General features: G+C 72.2%; 21 protein-coding genes. 15 read left to right on the top strand and 6 right to left on the bottom strand.

Features of this window, described 5'->3' with window-relative positions; translation table 11 throughout:
- The 5 genes from ACFWUQ_RS21485 to ccsB form a co-directional block, all read left to right on the top strand.
- Positions 1-1,126, top strand: a 1,126-nt coding sequence (locus ACFWUQ_RS21485; protein ID WP_384540282.1) for a hypothetical protein, incomplete at its 5' end; no start/stop codon positions are given.
- A 132-nt stretch (positions 1,127-1,258) separates the two neighbouring features.
- Entirely contained in the window at positions 1,259-1,903 is a 645-nt protein-coding gene (locus ACFWUQ_RS21480) for a TlpA family protein disulfide reductase (RefSeq protein WP_384540280.1), read from the top strand.
- 4 nt (positions 1,904-1,907) lie between these two features.
- Positions 1,908-2,684: a cytochrome c biogenesis CcdA family protein gene (locus ACFWUQ_RS21475; protein ID WP_384540278.1), complete on the top strand. Its 777-nt coding sequence runs from the start codon at positions 1,908-1,910 to the stop codon at positions 2,682-2,684.
- Positions 2,685-2,697: 13 nt separating this feature from the next.
- Positions 2,698-4,440: a cytochrome c biogenesis protein ResB gene (locus ACFWUQ_RS21470; protein ID WP_384540276.1), complete on the top strand. Its 1,743-nt coding sequence runs from the start codon at positions 2,698-2,700 to the stop codon at positions 4,438-4,440.
- The gene (gene ccsB / locus ACFWUQ_RS21465) at positions 4,437-5,522 is read left to right on the top strand and encodes a c-type cytochrome biogenesis protein CcsB (protein ID WP_384540273.1); all 1,086 of its coding nucleotides are present in this window, start codon (positions 4,437-4,439) and stop codon (positions 5,520-5,522) included. Before ACFWUQ_RS21470 ends, ccsB begins: the two co-directional genes overlap by 4 nt.
- 88 nt (positions 5,523-5,610) lie before the next feature.
- On the opposite strand, the gene ACFWUQ_RS21460 is transcribed toward ccsB, so the two are convergent.
- Entirely contained in the window at positions 5,611-6,093 is a 483-nt protein-coding gene (locus ACFWUQ_RS21460) for a PLD nuclease N-terminal domain-containing protein (RefSeq protein ID WP_384540270.1), read from the bottom strand.
- An 88-nt stretch (positions 6,094-6,181) separates the two neighbouring features.
- Here ACFWUQ_RS21460 and ACFWUQ_RS21455 point away from each other — a divergent pair, with 88 nt between their 5' ends.
- The 4 genes from ACFWUQ_RS21455 to ACFWUQ_RS21440 all read left to right on the top strand — a co-directional run bounded on the left by ACFWUQ_RS21455 (position 6,182) and on the right by ACFWUQ_RS21440 (position 9,815).
- Positions 6,182-7,636: a menaquinone biosynthesis decarboxylase gene (locus ACFWUQ_RS21455; RefSeq protein ID WP_384540267.1), complete on the top strand. Its 1,455-nt coding sequence runs from the start codon at positions 6,182-6,184 to the stop codon at positions 7,634-7,636.
- A complete protein-coding gene (locus ACFWUQ_RS21450; RefSeq protein WP_384540264.1) occupies positions 7,633-8,100 on the top strand; it encodes a hypothetical protein in 468 nt (155 codons plus the stop codon). Before ACFWUQ_RS21455 ends, ACFWUQ_RS21450 begins: the two co-directional genes overlap by 4 nt.
- Positions 8,097-9,020 (top strand): menaquinone biosynthesis prenyltransferase MqnP, encoded by a 924-nt coding sequence (mqnP, locus tag ACFWUQ_RS21445; RefSeq protein WP_384540261.1) that lies wholly within the window; start codon positions 8,097-8,099, stop codon positions 9,018-9,020. Before ACFWUQ_RS21450 ends, mqnP begins: the two co-directional genes overlap by 4 nt.
- A gap of 75 nt (positions 9,021-9,095) precedes the next feature.
- Positions 9,096-9,815 carry a UbiX family flavin prenyltransferase gene (locus ACFWUQ_RS21440; RefSeq protein ID WP_384540258.1) on the top strand — a complete coding sequence of 240 codons (720 nt, stop codon included), beginning with the start codon at positions 9,096-9,098 and terminating at the stop codon, positions 9,813-9,815.
- Between the two features lie 2 nt (positions 9,816-9,817).
- Here ACFWUQ_RS21440 and ACFWUQ_RS21435 read toward each other — a convergent pair whose 3' ends face one another.
- Positions 9,818-9,946 carry a hypothetical protein gene (locus ACFWUQ_RS21435; RefSeq protein WP_384540292.1) on the bottom strand — a complete coding sequence of 43 codons (129 nt, stop codon included), beginning with the start codon at positions 9,944-9,946 and terminating at the stop codon, positions 9,818-9,820.
- Between the two features lie 121 nt (positions 9,947-10,067).
- Here ACFWUQ_RS21435 and ACFWUQ_RS21430 point away from each other — a divergent pair, with 121 nt between their 5' ends.
- From ACFWUQ_RS21430 to ACFWUQ_RS21405, 6 genes are all read left to right on the top strand, one after another.
- The gene (locus tag ACFWUQ_RS21430; protein WP_384540255.1) at positions 10,068-10,523 is read left to right on the top strand and encodes an Lrp/AsnC family transcriptional regulator; all 456 of its coding nucleotides are present in this window, start codon (positions 10,068-10,070) and stop codon (positions 10,521-10,523) included.
- Positions 10,524-10,588: 65 nt separating this feature from the next.
- Positions 10,589-11,752 (top strand): aminofutalosine synthase MqnE, encoded by a 1,164-nt coding sequence (mqnE, locus tag ACFWUQ_RS21425; RefSeq protein WP_384540252.1) that lies wholly within the window; start codon positions 10,589-10,591, stop codon positions 11,750-11,752.
- 245 nt (positions 11,753-11,997) lie between these two features.
- Entirely contained in the window at positions 11,998-12,270 is a 273-nt protein-coding gene (locus ACFWUQ_RS21420; protein WP_384540290.1) for a DUF4229 domain-containing protein, read from the top strand.
- 516 nt (positions 12,271-12,786) lie between these two features.
- On the top strand, positions 12,787-14,124 hold the full coding sequence (locus tag ACFWUQ_RS21415) for a dicarboxylate/amino acid:cation symporter (protein WP_384540249.1): 1,338 nt from the start codon (positions 12,787-12,789) through the stop codon (positions 14,122-14,124).
- Positions 14,125-14,324: 200 nt separating this feature from the next.
- Positions 14,325-16,205 (top strand): AMP-dependent synthetase/ligase, encoded by a 1,881-nt coding sequence (locus tag ACFWUQ_RS21410; RefSeq protein WP_384540246.1) that lies wholly within the window; start codon positions 14,325-14,327, stop codon positions 16,203-16,205.
- 171 nt (positions 16,206-16,376) lie between these two features.
- Positions 16,377-17,993 carry an alpha/beta hydrolase gene (locus ACFWUQ_RS21405; protein WP_384540243.1) on the top strand — a complete coding sequence of 539 codons (1,617 nt, stop codon included), beginning with the start codon at positions 16,377-16,379 and terminating at the stop codon, positions 17,991-17,993.
- A 54-nt stretch (positions 17,994-18,047) separates the two neighbouring features.
- Here ACFWUQ_RS21405 and ACFWUQ_RS21400 read toward each other — a convergent pair whose 3' ends face one another.
- From ACFWUQ_RS21400 to ACFWUQ_RS21385, 4 genes are all read right to left on the bottom strand, one after another.
- Positions 18,048-19,268, bottom strand: a complete 1,221-nt coding sequence (locus tag ACFWUQ_RS21400; protein WP_384540240.1) for a lipase family protein — start codon at positions 19,266-19,268, stop codon at positions 18,048-18,050.
- Between the two features lie 130 nt (positions 19,269-19,398).
- Complete coding sequence (locus ACFWUQ_RS21395; protein ID WP_384540237.1) at positions 19,399-19,653, bottom strand: DUF6253 family protein; 255 nt, start codon at positions 19,651-19,653, stop codon at positions 19,399-19,401.
- Entirely contained in the window at positions 19,650-20,459 is an 810-nt protein-coding gene (locus tag ACFWUQ_RS21390) for a maleate cis-trans isomerase (RefSeq protein ID WP_384540234.1), read from the bottom strand. The genes ACFWUQ_RS21395 and ACFWUQ_RS21390 overlap by 4 nt, the downstream gene beginning before the upstream one ends.
- Before the next feature lie 30 nt (positions 20,460-20,489).
- A complete protein-coding gene (locus ACFWUQ_RS21385; RefSeq protein ID WP_384540231.1) occupies positions 20,490-21,176 on the bottom strand; it encodes a transglutaminase family protein in 687 nt (228 codons plus the stop codon).

The raw sequence follows: 21,176 nt of genomic DNA, 5'->3' as shown, positions 1-21,176 counted from the left end.
GGGCAACCCCGGGCCGGTGGACCGTACGGGGCCCGGTTCGCCGCCCGCCCGCTCCATCGGCGACGGCTCCACGGCCGACACCGGGCCGCAGCCGAACCAGCCGGACCGGCCCGTGCCCCTCCAGCCGGGCGAGACCCCGCCGCAGTTCGTCGTCTTCAGCTGGGACGGCGCGGGCGAGATCGGCAACGGCCTCTTCCCGCGCTTCCTCAAGCTGGCCAAGGACCACGGCGCGGCCATGACGTTCTTCCTCTCCGGCATCTACCTCCTGCCCGAGTCGAGGAAGAGCCTCTACCGGCCGCCGAACAACCCGGTCGGGGCCTCGGACATCGGCTACCTCAAGGACGAGAACATCCGCTCCACCCTCACCCACGTCCGCCAGGCGTGGCTCGACGGCCACGAGATAGGGACCCACTTCAACGGCCACTTCTGCTCCGGCTCCGGCTCCGTCGGCAACTGGGCGGAGGCCGACTGGCAGAGTGAGATCCACCAGGCCGTGTTCTTCGTCACCCACTGGCGGACGAACACCGGCTTCACCGACCTCGCGCCCCTGCCCTTCGACTACCGCAAGGAGCTGGTCGGCGCCCGCACCCCCTGCCTGCTGGGCCGGGGCAGCCTGCTGCCGGCCGCACAGAAGCTGGGCTGGCGCTACGACTCCAGCTCGCCCGGCGGCCTCCAGGTCTGGCCGGTGAAGAAGGCGGGCATCTGGGACCTGCCGCTGCAGTCCCTGCCCTTCCCCGGACACTCGTTCGAAGTGCTGAGCATGGACTACAACATCCTCGCCAACCAGTCGCGCAACACCACCCGGGGCGTACCCGCCCACTACCCCGGCTGGCGCGCCCAGGCCACCGCCACCTACCTCGGCGGGTTCCGGCGGGCCTACGAGACCAACCGCGCGCCGCTCTTCATCGGCAACCACTTCGAGGAATGGAACGGCGGCATCTACATGGACGCCGTCGAAGAAGCACTCAAGGGCATGGCGGACAAAAGGGATGTAAGGCTCGTATCCTTCCGGCAGTTCGCCGACTGGCTGGACGTCCAGGACCCCGCGGTCCTCGCCAGGCTCCGGGGTCTGGGCCCGGGCGAGTCCCCCTCCGGCGGCTGGAGCGCGTACCTCCGGGCCGCCTGACCGCCGCGCGCCGGGGCCGCCCGCGGGCCGCGTCCCGGCCGGGCACTCGCCCGGCATCCGCGCTGACCAGGGCATTGGCACCCCTCCGGGGGGCGCGGTCGATCCGCGAACCGCTCATGCGAAACTTTTCACATGAGCCTTAGCCGCGCACGTGCCCGCCGACGCAGCAGCCGCTCGTCCGGCGCCCGTGCCCTCCTGCTGACCGCGGTGACCGTCGCGGGCGTCCTGACCACGGCCTCCTGCACCGGCGCGGACGGCGGCGCCAAGGGCTCCGGCAGCGCCGGGGGCAACTACGTGACGGGCCCGAGCGGTATCTCGACCGTGGCCCGGGGCAAGCGCGACGAGGCCCCCAAGCTCGACGGCGAGAGCGTCGCCGGCGAGCCGCTCGACGTCACGGCCCTCAAGGGCAAGGTGGTCGTCCTCAACGTCTGGGGCTCCTGGTGCCCGCCGTGCCGCGCCGAGGCCCCGAACTTCGCGAAGGTGTCGAAGGAGCTCGCCGACGCCGGCGCGGACGTCGCCTTCGTCGGCATCAACACACGTGACAACAGCAGGCAGAACGCCGTCTCCTTCGAGCAGAGCTACGGGATCGCCTACCCGAGCCTCTACGACCCGGACGGCAAGCTGATGCTCCGCTTCCCCAAGGGCACCCTCAACCCCAAGGCCATCCCCTCCACGATCATCCTCGACAAGGACGGCCGGATCGCCGCGCGCGTCCTGGTCGCCATCAGCGAGGAGCAGCTGCGCTCGATGATCGACCCGATCCTCGCGGAGAAGTGACCCGGTGGTCACCGGCCTCCTCCTCGCCGCCGAGCCCACCGGGGTGAACACCACCGTCCTGAACGGGGCGCTGCTGCTGGCGCTGCCCATCTCGGTCCTCGCCGGCCTGGTCTCCTTCTTCTCGCCCTGCGTGCTCCCCCTGGTCCCCGGCTACCTCTCCTACGTGACCGGCGTCAGCGGCGCCGACCTCGCCGAGGCCCGGCGCGGGCGGATGCTGGCCGGAGCGAGCCTGTTCATCGCCGGCTTCACCGCCGTCTTCGTCTCCACCGGCGCGCTCTTCGGCTACTTCGGGGACGTCCTCCAGGACAACATGCCGGTCATATCCCGGGTCCTCGGCGGCCTGGTGATCCTCCTCGGCCTCTTCTTCATGGGGGCGATCCCGGGTCTGACGATGCGGGAGTTCCGCTTCCACCGGAAGCCGACGGCGGGCCTGATCGGCGCGCCCGTGCTCGGGGCGCTCTTCGGTGTCGGCTGGACGCCCTGCATGGGGCCCACCCTCGCCGCGGTGACCACCCTCTCCCTCGACCAGGCGAGCGCGGGCCGCGGCGCGCTGCTGACCGTGGCCTACTGCCTCGGCCTCGGCGTGCCGTTCATCCTCGCGGCCCTCGCCTTCCGCAAGGCGCTCGGCGCGTTCGCCTGGGTGAAGAGGCACTACGCGTGGGTCATGCGCATCGGGGGCGGCATGCTGGTCCTGACCGGCCTGCTGCTCGTCACAGGACTGTGGGCCGGCATCGTCAGCGACATGCAGAGCTGGACCCAAGGCGTCACGGTGGGAATCTGAGGACTTTGAGCACATGAGTACGACCGACAAGGCGACCGCACCCGCCGGACCCTCCGAGGACGGCACCGAGCCCGCCCTCGGCGCCGCCGGCGCCCAGCTCTCCACCGCACCGCTGGAGGACGGCCCCTCGGGGCCGGCCGTCGGCATCGGCGTGATCGGCTGGGCCCGCTGGTTCTGGCGCCAGCTCACCTCCATGCGCGTGGCACTGATCCTGCTGTTCCTGCTCTCCCTGGGCGCCATCCCGGGATCCCTGGTCCCGCAGACCCAGGTCGACGAGATGAAGGTCGCGCAGTGGAAGCGCACGCACGAGTTCTGGGTGCCGGCCGCAGAGAAGCTCCAGCTCTTCGACGTCTACAGCTCCGTGTGGTTCTCCGCGATCTACATCCTGCTGTTCGTGTCGCTGATCGGCTGCATCGTCCCGCGTACCTGGCAGTTCGTCGGCCAGCTCACCGGCCGCCCGCCGGCCGCCCCCAGGCGCCTGGACCGGCTGCCCGCGTACACGACCTGGCGCACGGAGCGGACCCCGGACGAGGTCCGCGCGTACGCCCGCACCCTCCTCGGCGGCCGCCGCTTCCGCATCGAGGCGGGCGCGGACTCCGTCGCCGCCGAGAAGGGGTACCTGCGCGAGGCCGGCAACCTGGCCTTCCACATCGCCTTGATCGTGATGCTGGTGGCCTTCGCCTGGGGGCAGCTCCTCAAGTCCGAGGGCGGCAAGCTCGTCCTGCGCGGCCAGGGCTTCTCGAACACCCTCACCCAGTACGACGACTTCAAGTACGGCAGCTTCTTCGACCCCGACGACCTGCCGCCCTTCTCCTTCACGCTGGACAAGTTCGACGCCACCTACGAGCAGACCGGCCCGCAGCGGGGCACGCCGCGCGACTTCAAGGCGTACGTGACCCTCAGCGAGGGCGCGCACGGTGCGCCCCGCAAGACCGAGATCGAGGTCAACAAGCCGCTCCCGGTCGACGGGTCCAAGATCTACCTCCTCGGGCACGGCTACGCGCCGGTCATCTCGGTGACCGACCCGGCGGGCAAGGTGATCTACCGCGACGCCGTGCCGATGCTTCCCTTCGACGCGAACCTGAGCTCCTCGGGCGCCGTCAAGGTCCCGGACGGCTACCGCAACAAGAACGGCGACAAGGAGCAGCTCGGCTTCAACGCCATGTTCGTGCCGACCTTCGCCGGCGAGGGCCACGGCACGATGCTGTCGCAGTTCCCCGCGCTGGACTTCCCCGTGCTCGCGCTCAGCGCCTACCACGGAGACCTGCGCGTCGATTCGGGCCTGCCGCAGAACGTGTACCAGCTGAACACCTCCAAGCTGCAGGAGTTCAAGGGCGCGGACGGGCAGCTGTTCAAGCAGCGCCTCCTCGTCGGCGAGACGATGACCCTGCCGGACGGTGCGGGCACCGTGAAGTTCGAGGGCATCGAGCGCTGGGCCACCTTCTCCATCACCCACCAGCCCGGCAGCGGGCTCGCCCTGGCCGGCGCGATCGCGGCCATCGCGGGCCTGGCCGGCTCCCTGTTCATCCAGCGCCGCCGGATCTGGGTCCGCGCGGTGGCCGGCAAGGACGGCGTGACCGTCGTCGAGATGGCGGGCCTCGGCCGCAGCGAGTCCGCCAAGCTCCCCGAGGAGCTGGCGCAGCTCGCCGCCGCGCTGCACGACCGGGCGCCGACAGCGCCCGCCGCACCCGCACCCCCCGCCGCACCCGAGGCGGCCGATCCCGTCGAAGAAACCCTTGAAGGAGAGCGCGGATGACGCCGCTCGCAGCCGCAGCCAACGAGAATCTGGCCGAGATCAGCAACTACCTGGTCTATTCGTCGATGGCGGTCTACACGCTCGCCTTCTTCGCGCACATCGCGGAGTGGACCTTCGGCAGCCGCAGCAAGGTGGCCCGTACGGCCGCCGCGCTGACGCCCCGCAAGGCCGGCCCCGCCGCGCCCGCCGTGCAGGTGCGCGGCAAGGCCGGGGCCACCGCGGTCCTCGACAAGCCGAAGGTCGTCACCCGCTCCGCCGCCGGCACGCGCGACGTGCCGGACGGTCCGGGCGCCGCGGGCGGTGACGCGCAGGGCGACCTGTACGGGCGGATCGCGGTCTCCCTCACCGCGCTCGCCTTCCTGGTGGAGGCGGCCGGTGTCGTCGCCCGCGCGATGTCGGTGCAGCGGGCCCCCTGGGGCAACATGTACGAGTTCTCGATCACCTTCTCCACGGTGGCCGTCGGCGCGTACCTGGTGCTGCTGGCGTTGAAGAAGAACGTCCGCTGGCTCGGCCTGATCCTGGTCACCACCGTCCTACTGGACCTCGGCATCGCGGTGACCTGGCTGTACACCGACAGCGACCAGCTGGTGCCGGCCCTGCAGTCGTACTGGCTGTGGATCCACGTCTCCACCGCGATCTTCTGCGGCGCGGTCTTCTACATCGGCGCGGCCGGCGCGGTCCTCTACCTCCTGCGGGACGGTTACGAGAGCCACCTTGAGGCGGGCCGGGTGCCGGGACGCTTCCGGTCCTCCGTGATGGAGCGGCTCCCCTCGGCGGCCTCGCTCGACAAGTTCTCGTACCGCATCAACGCCGCCGTCTTCCCGCTGTGGACCTTCACGATCATCGCGGGCGCGATCTGGGCGGGCGACGCCTGGGGCCGCTACTGGGGCTGGGACCCCAAGGAGGTCTGGTCGTTCGTGACCTGGGTGGCGTACGCCTGCTACCTGCACGCCCGCGCCACGGCCGGCTGGAAGGGCCGCAAGGCCGCGTACCTCGCGCTCTTCGCCTTCGCCTGCTGGATCTGGAACTACTACGGCGTGAACATCCTGCTCAGCGGCAAGCACTCGTACGCCGGCGTCTGACCCGCCCCACCCCCCACGCCCCCGCCCGCGAGACGGCGGCGGGGGCGGCGGGGAAGTCCGACCCCGCCGCCTCGGGCCGCGCCGCCGCTCAGGCCGGGCCGTCCTTGTCCTTGCCCGCGGTGCCGTCCTTGCCGGTGTCACCGTCGTCGTCGTCATCGCCGCGGTCCGGGCCCGGGGCGCCGTCCGCGCCGCCGTCCGGGGCCGCGGCGTCCGGGGCCGTGCCGTCCTGGGCGGCGGCGTCGCGGTGCTTGCGGGTCTCCCGCCGCTCGCGGTCGTCGCGGTCGTCGCGGTCGTCGCGCAGCGACTTCAGGAACTCCGGGTTGTCGTCGGGGGCCACCCACCGGGTGCGGCGCGCCCGGCCGCCGCCGCCGAGACCGCCGGCGCCGGCCGAGCCCCGCTTCCTGCCCGCGGCCAGCCACACCACGGGGCCGACGATGGAGAACAGCAGGATGATGAACACCCAGGCCGCCTTGGGCAGGTGCTTGACCTCCTCCTCGGGCGTGTTCAGGCAGTCGATGAACGCGTAGACGGTCAGCGCGAGGAGCAGCAGGAACGGCAGATAGCGCAGCACGGTGCGGGACGACTCCCAGGCAGTGGCGGCGGGCCCGCGGCGGGCCCCGGTGACGCTTCCAGGGTAGTAGGTGACGGATACTGGCCCAATGGCTTACGACGATCTCCGCTCGCTGCTCCGGGCTCTGGAGCGGGAGGGCGACCTCAAGCGCATCAAGGCCGAAGTCGACCCGTATCTGGAGATCGGGGAGATCGTCGACAGAGTGAACAAGGCCGGCGGGCCCGCGCTGCTCTTCGAGAACGTCAAGGGCTCGGCGATGCCGCTGGCCATGAACGTCTTCGGGACCGACCGCCGCCTCCTCAAGGCCCTCGGCCTGAAGTCGTACGCCGAGATCAGCGAGAAGATCGGCGGCCTGCTCAAGCCCGAGCTGCCGCAGGGCTTCATCGGCGTCCGCGAGGCCTTCGGCAAGCTCGGCTCGATGGTCCACGTGCCGCCGAAGAAGATCAAGGGCGACGCCCCCGTCCAGGAGGTCGTGCTCACCGGCGACGACGTCGACCTCGACCAGCTGCCGGCCCTGTTCACCTGGCCTCAGGACGGCGGCTCCTTCTTCAACCTCGGGCTGACCCACACCAAGCACCCCGAGACCGGTGTCCGCAACCTCGGCCTCTACCGCCTCCAGCGCCACGACAAGCGCACCATCGGCATGCACTGGCAGATCCACAAGGACAGCCGCAACCACTACGCCGTCGCCGCCAAGCGCGGCGAGCGGCTGCCGGTCGCCATCGCCTTCGGCTGCCCGCCCGCCGTGACGTACGCGTCCACCGCGCCGCTGCCGGGGGACATCGACGAGTACCTCTTCGCCGGGTTCGTCGCGGGCAAGCGGATCGAGATGGTCGACTGCAAGACCGTGCCGCTCCAGGTCCCGGCCAACGCGGAGGTCGTGATCGAGGGCTGGCTGGAGCCCGGGGAGATGCTTCCCGAGGGCCCGTTCGGCGACCACACCGGCTTCTACACGCCGCAGGAGCCGTTCCCCGCGCTGCGGATCGACTGCGTGACCATGCGCAAGCGCCCGCTGCTCCAGTCGATCGTCGTCGGCCGGCCGCCGACGGAGGACGGGCCGCTGGGCCGCGCGACGGAGCGCTTCTTCCTCCCCCTCCTCAAGATCATCGTTCCGGACATCGTGGACTACCACCTTCCGGAGTCGGGCGGCTTCCACAACTGCGCGATCGTCTCGATCGACAAGAAGTACCCGAAGCACGCGCAGAAGGTCATGCACGCCGTCTGGGGCGCGCACATGATGTCGCTGACCAAGCTGATCATCGTCGTGGACGCCGACTGCGACGTGCACGACCTGCACGAAGTGGCCTGGCGGGCCCTGGGCAACACGGACTACTCCCGCGACCTCACGGTCGTCGAGGGACCCGTCGACCACCTGGACCACGCCTCGTACCAGCAGTTCTGGGGCGGCAAGGCCGGTATCGACGCCACGAAGAAGCTCCCCGAGGAGGGCTACACCCGCGACGGCGGCTGGCCCGACATGGTCGAGTCCGACCCGGCCACGGCGGCCCTGGTCGACAGCCGCTGGAAGGAGTACGGACTGTGAGCCCCGCGGTCGGGGGCCCGGCCCTCTTCATCGGCGGCGACGCCACGTACGTGGCCCTGGTCCGCCCGGAGCTGGACCCGGCGGACCCCGGCGTCCGCCGGGCCGCCGAGCAGGCGGGCGTCTCCCCCGAGGAGTTCGCGGGCCCCGGCGACGTCTGGGCGCTGATGCTGGACCAGGAGGACGGCGGCGGCGACGGCTTCGAACTGCCGGGCCTGCGGGACGCCGAGGCGGAGGACTTCGCGGAGCGCCTCGCGGCCGCCCTCGCCGCGGCCGAACCGTTCACGGCCGAGGCCGGCGACGTACTGCGCCTGGACGCCCGCCCGGTGGCGGACGCCTGGGAGTTCACGGCCCGCGTCACCCCGCCCGAGGGCCAGGAGGGCGCGCCGCGGACCCTGGAGACGGGGCCGGTGCCCGCCGCCGCGCTGCTGGCCGACCTCGAAGAGTTCCGCAGGAGCCTCGCATGATGACCACCGCCGACGGCGTGCTCGGACCCGGCCCGGCGCCGCAGGCCACCGGCAGGGTCAAGGCCTTCCTGCGGCTCGTGATGATCGAGCACTCGGTCTTCGCGCTGCCCTTCGCCTACATCGCCGCCCTGACCGCCATGTTCCGGCTCGACCGGAGCGTGCACTGGGGCACGCTGCTGCTGGTCACCGTCTGCATGGTGGGCCTGCGGACCTTCGCGATGGCCGCGAACCGGATCATCGACCGGGAGATCGACTCCCGCAATCCGCGCACCGCCGGCCGCGAGCTCGTCACCGGCGCGGTCTCCGTACGCTCGGCCTGGACCGGGGCCGGGATCGCGCTCGCCGTCTTCCTCGGCTCGGCGGCGCTGCTGAACCCGCTCTGCCTGATGCTGGCGCCCCTCGCCGTGGTCCCGATGGTGGTCTACCCGTACGGCAAGCGGTTCACGAACTTCCCGCACGCCATCCTCGGGCTCGCCCAGGCCATAGGGCCGATCGGGGCCTGGCTGGCCGTCACCGGCTCGTGGTCCTGGGACGCGGTCATCCTGGGCCTGGCCGTGGGCGTCTGGATCGGCGGCTTCGACCTGATCTTCGCCAGCCAGGACGTCGCCGCGGACCGCGCCGAGGGCGTCAAGTCCGTGCCGGCCCGCTTCGGGGTCGCGGCCGCGCTCTGGGGCGCTCGCGGCGCGCACGTCGTGACCACGGCCCTGCTGGCCTGGTACGCCGTGGCCACCGGCGCGGGCGCGCCGTTCTGGTGCGGCCTGCTGATCGTCGCCGCGGCCTTCGTCTACGAGCACACGATCGTCACACCGCACGACCTGTCCCGCCTGAACCGCGCGTTCTTCACGGTGAACGGCTTCATCGGCATCGCCCTCTTCGTCTGCGCCGTCCTGGACCTCGCGCTGCGCGGCCTCACGCCGTAAGGGGCGGGCGCAGCCCGGGAACGTGCGGAGACCTTACCGAGTGCCCGCCCGGGGTGGCCGGATAGTCTCGGAGGTATGACTGAGCGCAAGCGCACCCCGTGGGTGGTCGGGGTCTCCGGGGCGTCCGGGACCCCCTACGCGGCGGCCGTGCTCCGCGGGCTGCTCGCGGCGGGGGAGAGCGTCGACCTGGTGGTCAGCCGGGCGTCGCGGCTGACCCTGCTGGACGAGACCGGGATCGCCTTCCGGGACGCGCACTGGCGTGACGATCTGACGCAGTGGCTGGCGCGCGGCGCCGACGGGAAGCCGGGGGCGTTCCCCGGTGCGACGGACGGCGCCGACATCCGGTACTGGGGCGCCGGGGACCTGGCGGCCGGCCCGAGCTCGGGCTCGTACCCCGTCCAGGGGATGCTGATCGTGCCGGCGTCCACGGCCTGCGTGGCGGGTGTGGCGCTCGGGTTGTCGAAGGACCTGCTCCAGCGCGTGGCGAGCGTGACGCTCAAGGAGCGGCGCCGGCTGGTGGTCGCGGTGCGGGAGACCCCGCTGAACGGACAGACGCTGCGGCACCTGGTGGCGCTGGACGAGGCGGGCGCGGTCGTGCTGCCCGCCTCTCCGGCGTTCTACTCGGGTGCGACGCACATCCAGGATCTGGTGGACTTCGTCGCGGGGCGGGTGCTGGACGCGGCAGGGGTGCCGCACCGGCTGTACCGCCGCTGGGACGGCCGGCTCGGCGGAGCCGCCCGGGAGGAGGAGCCCGCGGGCTCCCGGCCTCCCCGGGGGGCAAGCGCCGGTGACTAGGCCTACTTGGCGGTGCGCGGCTTGCGGGTCCGGTCGACGCGCTGCGCGGCGGCGGGCTGGTGGGCACGGGATCGGTTGGCCAGCTCCTGGAGCTGTCGCATGTGCGCGTAGGCCATCTCGATCGTGTACACGGTGAACCACTCCTGAAGATCGTCATTGATCTGTTGAAAGATTCACAGGGTGTTGACCCTGTGTGCCTTAGATTCTATACCTAGACTTGCAGAATCGCCGAATAATGGAAGGCTCCACGTAATGGACACGGTGGACAGGCAGCTCATCCAGGCACTCCGGGAGAACGGGCGTGCCTCGTATGCGGAGCTGGGCCGTCTCGTGGGCCTCTCCGGCCCCAGCGTCACCGACCGCATCAACCGCCTGGAGACGGCCGGGGTCATCACCGGCTACCGCGCGACCGTCGACGCGGCCTCCCTGGGCCTCGGCGTCACCGCGCTGATCGGCATCTCCCTCTCCGACGCCGCGGACCACGAGGATGTGGCCCGGCGCCTGCGCGACCTCGCGGAGATCGAGGACTGCTGGTTCATCGCGGGGGACGACTCCTTCATGCTGAAGGTCCGCGCCAACGACGTGGACGGCCTGGAGAAGATCATCCGCAGGCTCTCGGGCACCAAGGGCGTCTCGCGCACCCGCACCACCATCGTGCTCTCCACGAAGTGGGAGAACCGGGTCGGGGAACTGCCCGAGGAGGGCTGAGAGTACGGTTGGTGGCGGTTGCAGGCAGTACGACAGGACTCATAGAGGAAGGCGGGCGAGGCGCAATGGACGCTGGGCTCAAGCGTGCGCTGGAGGAGAAGGTCCGTTCCGGCGAGCGGCTGACCCGGGAGGACGGCATCGCCCTCTACGAGTCCGACGACCTGGCCTGGCTCGGCGGGCTCGCCCACGAGGTCCGTACGCGCAAGAACGGTGACGTGGTCCACTTCAACGTCAACCGCCACCTCAATATGACGAACGTGTGCACCGCGTCGTGCGCCTACTGCTCGTTCCAGCGCAAGCCGGGCGAGAAGGACGCGTACACGATGCGCATCGAGGAGGCCGTGCGCCTGGCGAAGGCCATGGAGAACGAGAACCTCACCGAGCTGCACATCGTCAACGGCCTGCACCCCAACCTGCCGTGGCGCTACTACCCGCGCTCGCTCTCCGAGTTGAAGAAGGCGCTGCCGAACGTCTCGCTCAAGGCCTTCACGGCGACCGAGATCCACCACTTCGAGACGATCTCCGGCATGTCGGCCTCCGACATCCTGGACGAGCTGATCGAGGCCGGCCTGGAGTCGCTGACCGGCGGCGGCGCGGAGATCTTCGACTGGGAGGTCCGCCAGCACATCGTCGACCACCGCACCCACTGGGAGGACTGGTCGCGCATCCACCGCCTCGCGCACTCCAAGGGGCTCAAGACGCCGGCGACCATGCTGTACGGGCACATCGAGGAGCCGCGCCACCGCGTGGACCACGTGCTGCGGCTGCGGGAGCTCCAGGACGAGACCGGCGGCTTCCAGGTCTTCATCCCGCTGCGCTACCAGCACGACTTCGTGGACATGCAGGACGGCAAGGTGCGCAACAGGCTCCAGGCGCGGACGTCGATGGCCACCGGCGCCGAGGCGCTCAAGACCTTCGCGGTCTCGCGGCTGCTGTTCGACAACGTGCCGCACGTGAAGGTCTTCTGGGTGATGCACGGAGTGCAGACCGCCCAGCTCGCGCTTCAGCACGGCGCGGACGACATGGACGGCTCGGTCGTCGAGTACAAGATCACGCACGATGCGGACAACTACGGCACCCCGAACAAGCTGGGCCGCGAGGACCTGCTGGAGCTGATCCGCGAGGCGGGCTTCCGCCCGGTCGAGCGCAACACGCGCTACGAGATCATCCGCGAGTACCCCGGCCCGGTCGCCGACCTCCGCGAGACCCCGCAGGCGATGCGCGTCTGACGCGATCCGCGTGGCCCCGGGCGACGATCGCGACGACATCGCGATGCTGCTGCCACTCCACCAGTGCCGTGGTTGGGGCGGACGACCCCGGCGGCGCTGCGGGCGGGTCCGCCGTGCTTCACTGGACGGCATGGCACGGGCACGTGCCGCCGGACGACCGCGGTCGCGTAAGCGAACGCGACCACGACGAGAGAGAAGGGGTCACCGTGTCCCGCAAGCCGAGCGCCACGATCCGCTACACCGCGATGCGCCTGGGCATCTTCGTCGGGTGCCTCGCCGTGGTGGCGGGCCTCGTCCGCCTGGGATGGGTGCCCTCCGGGCTCGGCGACGCCAACCCCGCGTGGGTCGTGCTGCTCGCCCTCGTCCTCTCCGCGCCGCTCTCCTTCGTCCTCCTGCGCAAGCAGCGCGACGAGATGTCCGAGCAGATCTCCGGACGCGTCGCGGGCGCGAAGCAGAAGCTCGCGGAGAACCGCGGCCAGGAGGACCGGGCCGACGACGCCGCGCGCGTCGGCTCGTAGCTCCCGGGGCCGGTCGGCTTCGTCACACCGGGCCCGCCGCCGGGCGCGGCGGCCCCGCCGGGCGCCGGCCACCGACCGCAGACCACCGAGCAGCGCCGAACACACCGCACCGCACCGCACCGCACCGCACCGAACACACCGAACACACCGAACCGCTCCAGCGCCGGGTACGCCATCACCCGTCACGCGCTGGGGCGTTCGTGTTTTCCGCGCGGATGCGGAGAGCTGCGCACCGCTGTCTCAAAGTCCCCCTTTGAGATTCTCAAAGGGAAAGTGTTAGCGTGTTCAACATGTCGACCACAGCCGCCCACACGAGGACCACGAGCGTTCCGCTCGTGGCGTGCCTGTGCGTCGACCTCTGCCGCCGCGCGTCCGCGGCCTGTTGCTGTTGTCGCTGAGCCCTCGGCTCGACCCGGCAGCGGCCCCGGCCGGCCCTTTTCCGGCTGCCGCACCGCATCCGCACCGCCCCCGAAACGCCCCCGCCTGTCCTCAGTGCGTCCCCACCGGAGAGTGTCCGTGTCCGCGACCCCCCAGGCCCCCGCCAGGGCCTCGTTCAAATTCCCCTTCTGGGCCCAGATCATCGCCGGCCTCGTGCTCGGCGTGCTCTTCGGCTGGATAGCCCGCAGCCAGGACATCAGCTGGCTCGGCACCACCCTGGAGAAGGTCGGGGACATCTTCGTCCAGCTGCTCAAGCTGGCCATCGCCCCGCTCGTGTTCTTCGCGATCCTGGTGTCCATCACCAACCTGCGGAAGGTGAACAACGCCGCGCGGCTCGCCTCCCGCACGCTGCTCTGGTTCATGATCACCTCGCTGATCGCCGTCGCCATCGGTATCGCCATCGGCCTCCTCACCGACCCCGGCGCGGGCACCGGGCTGACCGCCGCGGACGGCAAGGAGCCGAAGCGCACCGGCTCGTGGATCGACTTCCTCACCGGGATCGTGCCCACCGACATCGTCACGCCCTTCACCGAGCTGAAGGTCCTCCAGATCGTCTTCCTCGCCGTCGTCGCCGGTATCGCGGCCCTCCAGCTGGGCAGCAAGGCGAAGCCGGTCCTCGACCTCGCCGAGTCCGTGCTGGAGCTGCTGCAGAAGGCACTGTGGTGGGTCATCCGCCTCGCCCCGATCGGCACCATCGGCCTCATCGGCACCGCCATCGCCACGTACGGCTGGGAACTGATCGGCAAGTACGCCACCTTCACCGCCGACGTGTACATCGGCTGCGCCCTGGTGATGTTCGGCGTCTACCCGCTGCTGCTCGCGACGGTCGCCAAGGTCAGCCCGGTCCAGTTCTTCAAGGGCGCCTGGCCGGCCATCCAGCTGGCCTTCGTCTCCCGTTCCTCGGTCGGCACGATGCCGGTCACCCAGAAGGTCACCGAGCGCCTCGGCGTCCCGAAGGAGTACGCGTCCTTCGCGGTCCCCTTCGGCGCCACGACCAAGATGGACGGCTGCGCCGCGATCTACCCGGCGCTCGCCGCGATCTTCATCGCGCAGATCTTCGACGTGCAGCTCGGCATCCAGGACTACCTGCTCATCGCCTTCGTCTCGGTGGTCGGCTCCGCCGCCACGGCCGGTCTGACCGGCGCGACGGTCATGCTGACGCTGACCCTCTCCACGCTGGGCCTGCCGCTGGCGGGCGTCGGCCTGCTGATGGCGATCGACCCGATCCTGGACATGATGCGCACCGCCACCAACGTGGCCGGCCAGGCGCTGGTCCCGGTCATCGTCTCGGCCCGCGAGGGAATCCTGGACAAGGAGGCCTACGCCTCGGCCTCCGCCTCCGCGCTGGACGAGCCGGACCCCGCCCCGGCCCCGGCCCCGGCCGCCACGCCGGAGCCGGCCCCCGTCGCCGTCTGATCCCGTCGCCGCACTCGTCGCAGCCCCCGCCCCCGTCCGGGCGGGGGCTGCGGCGTACCCGCTCCGTGCCGCGACGTGCCGCGACGTGGGGCGGTGGCGTGGAGCGTCCGTGAAGAAGGGCTCACAGGGGGTGGCCGAGGCGGTTACCGCTGCGTAGATTACCGGCGGTAACCCCCGTGTCGAGCCGAGGAGACCGCACCGTGGACGCCCCCCTCAGCCTGGTCAGACCCGTCGAGCCCGCCAAGACCGTCATCGACGGGGTGGTGCGCGAGGTGCGGGTGCCCCCACTGGCGCCGGTGCAGGCGCACGGATCGCTCGGGGACATCCCCTTCGACAACGCCCGGGAGGCCCCCCGTGACCCGGTGCTCGCGCGCAAGCAGCGGGACGGGACCTGGCGCGACGTCTCGGCTGCCGAGTTCGCGGCCGAGGTGATCGCCGTCGCCAAGGGGCTCATCGCCGAGGGGCTGCGCGAGGGCGACCGGCTCGCCATCATGGCCCGCACGACGTACGAGTGGACCCTGCTCGACTTCGCGGGATGGGCCGCCGGCCTGGTGACCGTACCGATCTACCCCACCTCCTCCGCCGTCCAGGCACGCTGGATCATCCAGGACTCCGGCGCCGTGGCCTGCGCCGTCGAGGACACCGCGCAGGCCCGTCTGATCAGCGCCGACCGGGCCGCCCTGCCCTGGCTGACGCACCTGTGGGAGTTCGACACGGGCGCGGTGGCCCGGCTGGTCAAGGCCGGTGAGCGGCTGCCCGACGCCGTGGTGCACGGGCGGCGGGCGGCCCGTACGCCGGAGTCCGTCGCGACGATCATCTACACCTCGGGCACCACCGGGCAGCCCAAGGGCTGCGTGATCACCCACGCCAACTTCTTCGCCGAGGTGGACAACTCGGTGGAACTGCTCCACCCGGTCTTCAAGTCGGTCAGCGAGGACCCCGCCTCGACCCTGCTGTTCCTGCCGCTCAGCCACGTCTTCGGACGGATGGTGGCCGTCGGCTGCCTGCGGGCCCGCGTCAAGCTCGGGCACGCGCCCAGCATCAGTACCGAGGACCTGCTCGCCGACCTGGCCGGATTCCGGCCGACCTTCCTCCTCGCCATCCCCTATGTCCTGGAGAAGGTCTACAACACCGCCCGGGCCACGGCCGAGCGGATGGGGCGGGCCTCCTCCTTCGACCGCGCCGCCAGGATCGCGCGCCGCTTCGCCGAGACCCCGCCCGGCAAGCGCCCCGGGCTCGGACTGCGCGCCGCCCGCGCCCTGTACGACCCGCTCGTCTACCGGCGGATCCGGGCCGCCCTCGGCGGCCGGGTGCGGTACGTCCTGAGCGGCGGCTCCCCCCTGGGCCGGCGGCTCGCCGCCTTCTACACCGGCGCCGGCATCGAGGTCTTCGAGGGCTACGGCCTGACGGAGACGACCGGCGCGAGCACCGTGACCCCGCCGCTGAGCCCCCGGCTGGGCACGGTGGGGTGGCCGCTGCCGGGCACGGCCGTGCGCATCGCCGACGACGGCGAGGTGCTGCTGGGCGGGCGGCACGTGTTCGCCGGGTACTGGAACACCGGGCACGCCGTCCCGCCCGGGAGCTGGCTGCCGACCGGCGACATCGGGGAGCTCGACGCCGACGGGTACCTGACCATCACCGGGCGGAAGAAGGACCTGATCATCACCTCGGGCGGCAAGAACGTGGCCCCCGCCCCGCTGGAGGACTGGCTGCGGGCCCATCCGCTGGTCGGCCAGTGCATGGTGGTCGGCGACAACCGGCCGTACGTCACCGCGCTCATCACCCTGGAACCGGACGGGCTGGCGCACTGGCGGCAGATGCGCAGGAAGCAGGGCGTGCCGATCAGGGAGCTCGTGCGGGACGAGGAGCTGCGGGCGGAACTCCAGCGCGCGGTGGACGAGGCGAACCGGCTGGTGTCCCGGCCGGAGTCGATCCGCCGCTTCACCGTGCTGCCCGGCGACTTCACGCAGGAGCGCGGCCACCTGACCCCCTCCCTCAAGCTGCGGCGGGGCGCCATCGCACGGGACTACGGGGACGTGATCGACGCGCTGTACCGGGGACCGCGCGAGTCCGGGGCCTGAGCCGGCGCACGCACCCCGGCGGCCGTACCTCGGCGCCCCGTACCCCGGCGGCCGGGCACCGGAGTACGGGCCCGGTCGGGCCCCCGCGGCCGCGGCCGCTGGGCGCGCGGGGCCCGCGGGGCCCGCTTATGGTGGGCTGACTGGTCCGGGGGGCTGTCCGAGGAGGGCGCAGTGCCCCGTTGCCGCATACGCCCGCGCTCCCGTCCGGGGGCGGCCGCCGCGGCCTGCGTGCTGCTCGTGGCAGGGCTCGGCGCCGCTCCGGGCGCCGTTCCGGGCGCCGGTCCACTGAGCGCGCCGCCTTCCGTCGCGGGCCCCGCCCGGACGGCCGCGCCCTCGCCCGCCGACCCCCTGGAGAGGTTCCACGCCCAGCGCGTCCAGTGGGGGAAGTGCCCCGAACGGGAGGCGCCCGCCGTGATGCGGTGCGCCACGGTCAGCGTGCCGCTCGACCGCGACCGGCCGGCCCGGGGCACGGTCCGGATCGCGGTGGCCCGCATCCCGGCCACCGACCGGGAGAAGCGCATCGGCTCCCTCCTGCTGAACTTCGGCGGCCCCGGCTCCCCGGGCGTCGCCGGCCTCGCCGCCGACCCCGACGCCTTCGCCGACCTCGGCGAACGGTACGACCTCGTCGCCTTCGACCCCCGGGGGGTCGGCCGCAGCGAGCCCGTCTCCTGCGCGGGATCCCAGGGGGTGCAGGACGAGGCGGTCGGCGACGCCGCTGCCCAGCTGGCCGTCCTGCGGGCGGTGGCGCGGCGCTGCGAGCTCGCCTCCGGTCCGGTCCTCCCGTACATCGGGACCGTCCACGCCGCCCGCGACATGGACGTGATCAGGAGGGTCCTCGGCGACCGGAAGCTCAACTTCCTGGGCTTCTCCTACGGGACGCGGCTCGGCGCCGTGTACGCCGCGCAGTTCCCCCGGAGCACCGGCCGGATGGTCCTGGACGGGGTCGACACCCTCAGCGAACCGCTGGCCGAGCAGGCCCTGGCCTCGGCGCGCGGCCAGCAGCGGGCCCTCGACCACTTCCTGTCCTGGTGCGCCCGCCGGCACGACTGCGTCTACGGGACCAACACCCGCACCGCCAAGGAGAAGGTGGCCGACCTCGTGACGCGGCTCGACGAGGAGCCGCTGGTCGGGGGAGACGGCTCCTACATGACGGGCCAGGACGCCGTCGCCGCCATCGGCGCCGCCCTGTACTCCAAGACGATGTGGCCCGACCTCGCCGACGCACTGGCGACAGCCGAGCGGGACCGCGACCCGGTGGGACTGCTCCAGCTGGGCGGCCCGGCACAGCCCCCGCCCGATGACGACGACGACGGCGGGCCGGACGAGGGCCCGGCCGTGCCCCCCGACAACGGCGACGCCGCCCTGGTCGCCGTGAACTGCGCGGACGACCCGGACCGGTCGAACGCCGACGCCGACCCGGCGGCCGTCGAGAAGGAGGTGACCGACCGCTCGGCCGAGTTCGCCAAGGCCTCGAAGGTCTTCGGGCCGTACCAGCTGATGACGGTGCTCTCCTGCTACGGCCGCCCGGCCGGTACCGACTTCATCCGCAACATCGACCGGCCGGGCGCCCCGCGCATGCTGCTCGTCGGGACCCGGGGCGACCCGGCGACCCCGTACGAGTGGACGGAGGAGACGGCCGAGCGCCTCGGTTCGGCGGTGGTCCTCGACTACAAGGGCGACGGGCACACGGGGTACGACTCCTCGCCCTGCGTCCAGGGGTACGTGCACGGCTTCCTGCTCGACGGCCGGCTCCCCGGCGGCACACGGTCCTGCCCCGCCGGGGACTGAGCCGGGCGGGGCAGGAGGGGCGGGGCAGGAGGGGCGCGGGGGGCGGGGCGGCCCTCAGCAGTTGGGGCGGGCCGGACGGTTCGCGAAGCGGTCCGCCAGCCAGGCGCCGGCCGCCGAGGCCTGGGTGATCACGCCGCTGACGTGCTCCCCGATCCAGACGGTGTCGAACTCGACGTTCGCCCCCCGGGCGCACCAGTCGGAGCGCAGCTCGCGGCCCACCGCGTACGGGATCAGCTCGTCGGCGAGCGCGTGGTACTGGAACACCGGCGCGGCCGGCGCCGTGCCGCCGAGCCGGCTCTGGTTCAGCCGGGCCCGCCAGTCGGGCTGGGCGAGCGGGTCGCGCGTGGTCAGGTCGGATATCCGCTTGAAGGCGCCGGCGACGGCGTCGACCGCGACGCAGTTCTCCTTCATCCCCGCGACCAGCAGCCTGCCCGCGGGATTGAGGTAGGAGTCCAGGTCCAGTTCGGGGAAGGCCGCGTCCTGCCCGGCCGCCGCCATGAAGATCAGCCCGGCCCCGTAGGAGCCGTTGTTGAAGGCGGCGACCTCCAGCAGATCGGCCGGCACGCCCCCGGTCACGGTGCCCTTGACCCGCAGCTCGGGGGCGTACGAGCCCTGCAGTTCGGCGGCCCAGCCGCTGGCCTGCCCGCCCTGGGAGTAGCCCATGATGCCGACGGGGCCGGTCGGCGAGAGCCCCGCCTCGGGCAGGCGCTGGGCGGCGCGGGCCGCGTCGAGGACGGCGTGCCCGGCCGAGGGGCCGACGGTGTAGGTGTGGACGCCGGGGGTGCCCAGGCCCTCGTAGTCGGTGACGACCACGGCCCAGCCCCGCCACGTCAGCTGCTGGATGAGGTTGGCCTCCATGGCGGTGCCGTGCGGGAGGTTGCCGCTCGGCGCGCAGGAGTCGCCCATGCCCACCGTCCCGACGGCGTACGTGATCAGGGGGCGCGGGCCGGTACGCCCGTCCTGAGGCACGATGACGGTGCCGGAGACGGTGTTCGGGGCGCCGTCGGCCGTGGTGGAGCGGTAGTGGATCCTCCACGCCCGGGTGTTCGTGGGCTGGCCGGGCAGCGGGTGGAAGGCGGACGGGGCGCTGGCGACGATGTCGCCGGGGCGCCCGGCGGAGGGCGTCCCGGCGGTGGCGTCGGCGGCGTCGGCCGCGGCGGGGGTCCCGGCCGCGAGGGCCAGGGCGGCCAGCGTGGCCAGGGCGGTACCGCGCAGGCGCGCGGTACCGCGGCGGTGGGCGGGGGCGGGCGGACGCGGGGGGTTGCGGAAGTGCATGGCGGCTCTCCCAACGGCTCGTTCCGTGCGGGGCAGGTGAGGTGACGGTAGTGACCGACCGGTAGGAAGGTCGCTGACCGCGCAGCTCACCTTTCCTGGCCCGGCCACACCCCCGCGCCCGCGAGGCCCCTCAGCCCGTCAGGTCGGCGTACCGCTCGGGCCTCTCCCGCGCGTCCTGCGAACCGGCCGGCGTGCCGGGGGCGTGCTCGTCGGTGTACCGGCGGAAGCCCGGCACCTGCTCGGCCCGGCGCAAGGAGCCCCGGTGCAGGACCATCCCGTACACGGCGCTGCCGTCGTCGCGCCAGCAGACCAGCGGGATCCGGTAACTGTCCCCCTCGGGCGTGCGGCACAGCGCCGCATGCCCGTCGGCCGCCAGCAGGCTCATGCCGCGACGTCCGACGGCGCGACGGAGAAGAGCCGGCCCCGGTCGGTGATCTCGCCCGCCACGTGCCCGGCACCCGCCAGGTGCAGGGCGTGCCACAGCAGGACCTGGTTGGCGGTGAGCACCGAGAACCCCAGCTCCCGCTCCAGGGCGTTGATGACGCCGACCGCGCGGATGCCGTTGCCCGCGACGAGCACCGCGTCCGGGCTGTGGTCGGCCACCGTGGTGCGGATCCACTCGGACAGCGCCTCGGGGGTGATCAGCTTCTGGTTGCTGGGCAGCCCGCAGGGCCCGTGGTGGGCGACCGTGAAGCCCTGCTCGCTGAAGTAGTCGCGGCCGAGGGCGGACAGTTTGTCGTCGAACCACGGCGGGTTGACGACGGCCACCCGCCGGGCGCCCAGCGCCGCGAAGCCCGCGACGGCCGCCCGGGTGGTGCCGGTGACCGGCAGGCCGCGGGTGTACTGGGCGAGCCGGTCGAACAGGTCCTTCTCGCCGGCGGCGCCCAGCACGTACGCGGAGCTGGTGAAGCCGAGCGCGATCACGTCGAGCGGCGACGCGGCCAGCAGTTCCACCGCGTTGTCGATGTGCGGCGGCTCGACGAAGGCCTGCACCGGGTCGTGCGGGATCTTCGGGTCCATCTCGCCGCCGGCGCGCATCGCGCCGAAGTGGACGCGCGAGCCGTGGATGAACACGTCGCGCGGGGCCATGGCCTGGAGCTCGGACTCGGGGCCGACGTCCGCGTGGGGTACCACGACGCCCACGCGTGCGCGGGCCTCCCAGCCGTCCTGTTCGGCCTTCGGGCTGCTCATCTCGGTACTCCTCTGTGAAGGGGGAAGGGGTCAGAGCGCGGCTTCGGCGGCCAGTGAGCCGCCGCGCACGGTGCCGGTTCCCTCGGTGTTCAGGAAGCCCGGGTGCTTGCGGGTCATGTTCGCCATCACGAACTCGTACGGGACGTCGTCGAAGCCGCCGTGGTCGACGAGGAACTCCATGCTCTGGCGGCCCTGGTCGTCGAAGGGGTGGTGGAGGCTGTCGGCCGTGCCGTCGAACTCCAGCGGCTTCATCCCGTAGAGCTTGCACAGGATGGCGTTGAAGACCGGGGTGGCCTTGATCCAACGGCCGTCCAGATAGATGGAGTTGAGGCCGTGGAAGAAGACGTCGCCGCCGATGTGCGCGCGCAGCCGGTCGGAGGCGAGGTGGTTGCGCACGTCGCCGTAGTGGATCCGGGCCGGGATGCCGACCGCCCGGCAGGCGGCCGCGTACAGCACCGACTTGTGCAGGCAGAAACCCTTCTGCGTGGTGACGGTGCGGCTCGCCCGCAGGCCCTCGCGGGACAGGTCGGCTCCGTACACCTCGTAGAAGACCTCGTCGCGGACGGCGTAGTACAGCTCCGTCGCCATCTGCCGCTTGTCGGCGCCCCGGTCCTTGACCGCGTTGTCGACGAAGGCCTGCACCGCGTCGGTCTCGTAGTCCAGGAAGTCGGTGGGAGCGGTGAGCCGCTCGATCTCGCTCAGGGTGATCGCACTCAT

Source organism: Streptomyces sp. NPDC058662 (assembly GCF_042716255.1).
Classification (GTDB): Bacteria; Actinomycetota; Actinomycetes; order Streptomycetales; family Streptomycetaceae; genus Streptomyces.
The sequence above is the reverse complement of the archived record's forward strand: the minus strand, read 5'-3'. Positions and strand labels throughout refer to the sequence as shown.

Bases quoted from the DNA above. Each gene is read 5' to 3' on its own strand.
- ACFWUQ_RS21480 (WP_384540280.1), top strand. From the start codon at position 1,259: ATGAGCCTTAGCCGCGCACGTGCCCGCCGACGCAGCAGCCGCTCGTCC.
- ACFWUQ_RS21470 (WP_384540276.1), top strand. From the start codon at position 2,698: ATGAGTACGACCGACAAGGCGACCGCACCCGCCGGACCCTCCGAGGAC.
- ccsB (WP_384540273.1), top strand. From the start codon at position 4,437: ATGACGCCGCTCGCAGCCGCAGCCAACGAGAATCTGGCCGAGATCAGC.
- ACFWUQ_RS21455 (WP_384540267.1), top strand. From the start codon at position 6,182: ATGGCTTACGACGATCTCCGCTCGCTGCTCCGGGCTCTGGAGCGGGAG.
- mqnP (WP_384540261.1), top strand. From the start codon at position 8,097: ATGATGACCACCGCCGACGGCGTGCTCGGACCCGGCCCGGCGCCGCAG.
- ACFWUQ_RS21440 (WP_384540258.1), top strand. From the start codon at position 9,096: ATGACTGAGCGCAAGCGCACCCCGTGGGTGGTCGGGGTCTCCGGGGCG.
- ACFWUQ_RS21430 (WP_384540255.1), top strand. From the start codon at position 10,068: ATGGACACGGTGGACAGGCAGCTCATCCAGGCACTCCGGGAGAACGGG.
- mqnE (WP_384540252.1), top strand. From the start codon at position 10,589: ATGGACGCTGGGCTCAAGCGTGCGCTGGAGGAGAAGGTCCGTTCCGGC.
- ACFWUQ_RS21420 (WP_384540290.1), top strand. From the start codon at position 11,998: ATGCGCCTGGGCATCTTCGTCGGGTGCCTCGCCGTGGTGGCGGGCCTC.
- ACFWUQ_RS21400 (WP_384540240.1), bottom strand. From the start codon at position 19,268: ATGCACTTCCGCAACCCCCCGCGTCCGCCCGCCCCCGCCCACCGCCGC.
- ACFWUQ_RS21395 (WP_384540237.1), bottom strand. From the start codon at position 19,653: ATGAGCCTGCTGGCGGCCGACGGGCATGCGGCGCTGTGCCGCACGCCC.
- ACFWUQ_RS21390 (WP_384540234.1), bottom strand. From the start codon at position 20,459: ATGAGCAGCCCGAAGGCCGAACAGGACGGCTGGGAGGCCCGCGCACGC.
- ACFWUQ_RS21385 (WP_384540231.1), bottom strand. From the start codon at position 21,176: ATGAGTGCGATCACCCTGAGCGAGATCGAGCGGCTCACCGCTCCCACC.